Here is a 1990-nt window from a genome sequence, read left to right as displayed (position 1 = left end):
GGGCCGGATCGTCCACGTGCTCGATGACCTCGGTGGACACCACCCGGGTGGCGGTCGCGTCGGCAATCGGCAGCGGGTTGCAGTCGGTGACATGGCATTCGACGTCGCGGGCCGGTGTATCGGTCAGGCGCTGGCGGGTCGCTTCGACCTTGGCGGCGTCGATGTCGGCGACGATGATCTTCGCGCCGCGCATCCCGCAGAAATGCACGTTGCCGCCGTCGCCACAGCCGACATCCAGCAGTGTGTCCTCGGGGGTCACCGGGAAGCCGGTGAACAGTTCGCCGGTCTGTTGATTGAACCAGCCACTGAGCATCGCATCGTGCAGGCCGAGCATGTAGGGGTCGACTTTTTCCGCCACCGGCGCCGCGGGCGGTGTCTCTGGCTGAACAGGCGCGGGTGTGCCCGCCGTGAGTTTCTTCAAAAGGCTCAGCATGAGGTTGCTCCAGAGGAAGGGACGGCTGTTCGGGAGGTGCCCAGGCGTTTGACCAGCGAGGCGCCGCGGTTGCGCATGGGCATTTCGATGAAGCGATAGTTGAGTTCGCTCAGCAGCACGATCAGGCCGCCAGCCATCAGCAACATCAGAATCGGATGGCCAGCGGGACTGGGCAGCCCGGCAGCCTGTAAACGGAAAACGAATTCACGAACCAGCAAGTAGGCCGGGATATGGATCAGGTAAATCCCGTAGGAACGGCTGCCGACCCACGTCATCAGATTTTTGAACACGCCGCGCGGCAACAGGTAATCGCGGTTGTAAGAAGCGATCCACACCAGCAGCGCACACAACAGCGCAATCACGCCGATCCGGTAAGACGTGAAGGTGAAACGATCCGTTGCCATGAAGCTGAGCAACAGCGATACCGCGATCAGTGCGGCAACACCCGCCCATGGACGGCGCAGGAATTTTGGCTCCCGGCGCCGGTACGAAGGCTGCACGCTCCACATCGCCAACAGCACGCCAAGGGCCAGCGCGTCGGTGCGCACCACCATCAGGATCGGCGTGCGCAAGGTCAACAATTGCAGCGCCACCAACGCCAGCAAAGCCCACACCAGGTGTTTGCGCAACAGCACGATCAGCAGCGGAAACAGCAGGTAGAACTGCTCTTCCAGCGACAGGCTCCAGTACACGAAACTGGTGCCGTACTCGTAGCGATAAAAACTGTCGGCAAAGCGGAAATTGGCGTACTGCGCGATGCCGGCCAGGGTCGCCTGAAGGTTCGCGTGCAGCGTGCCAAACGCGCCGGAGCGGTTGAGAAAAAGACACGCCAGCAACATCAGCGCCAGCCATAACCAGGCCGAAGGCAGCAAACGAAAGGCCCGGCGCAACCAGAAATTGCGTGTCTGTTGCCAGTATTCCTGGCGAGTTGTGCAGCGGCGCAAGGCCGGGATCAGGCTGCGGGCAATGACGAAACCCGAGATCGCGAAAAACAGATCCACGCCCCACCACGGCTGGCTGTACAGCGTGATGCTCTGCAGCAACGGCACAGCCGCCGCGAACAGGCTGTCCTGCAGGTGATGAAACAGCACGCCGAGCACCGCAATGCCGCGCAGCAACTCGATGTCCATGATCCGTTTTTCGTTGCTCATGCGCCCTCCTGGACATGAGGTTTACGGGCAATGATCACCTGGCTCTTGGGCATGAACTGATCCAGCATCTGCTTGATCGCCAACCCGTCGGGCTGGGCCAGCAAGTCCTGCCAGGTTTTCGCCCAGCTCTCCATCAGCGGCGGATACGGCGCCTGAATCCGGTCGCGAACCGCACCACCCAGATCCCGTCCGGCAGCCCGCTCACTGGCCCAGAAAAAAATCATGCCCATGACCCAGAAAAAACCGGTGGCCTGGCGATGCTCGATGACCAGGCCCGCGTCTTCCACCAGCGCGGCGAATCGCTCCGGGCTGAAAATCTGCACGTGATTGGGCGATTGAAAATAGCTGGCCGGGGCGATGCCTTTCTGCAAATGCTCGCCCACCGGGGACGGCACGCTCAGCAGGT

Annotated in this window: 2 protein-coding genes and 1 pseudogene; all 3 read right to left on the bottom strand. The window is 61.8% G+C overall.

The genetic code is table 11. The features are described from left to right. On the bottom strand, window positions 1–433 hold a 433-nt coding region (locus ACXRVY_RS26270; RefSeq protein WP_458238653.1), incomplete at its 3' end, for a class I SAM-dependent methyltransferase. Next, on the bottom strand, window positions 427–1584 hold the full coding sequence (locus tag ACXRVY_RS26265) for an acyltransferase family protein (RefSeq protein ID WP_223462432.1): 1158 nt from the start codon (window positions 1582–1584) through the stop codon (window positions 427–429). The genes ACXRVY_RS26270 and ACXRVY_RS26265, both read right to left, overlap by 7 nt. Then, window positions 1581–1990, bottom strand: a pseudogene (locus ACXRVY_RS26260) (class I SAM-dependent methyltransferase); the annotation flags it as partial. The gene ACXRVY_RS26265 and the pseudogene ACXRVY_RS26260, both read right to left, overlap by 4 nt.

Source organism: Pseudomonas sp. P5_A2_2 (assembly GCF_054177685.1).
This window is presented reverse-complemented; position numbering and strand designations above follow the sequence as displayed.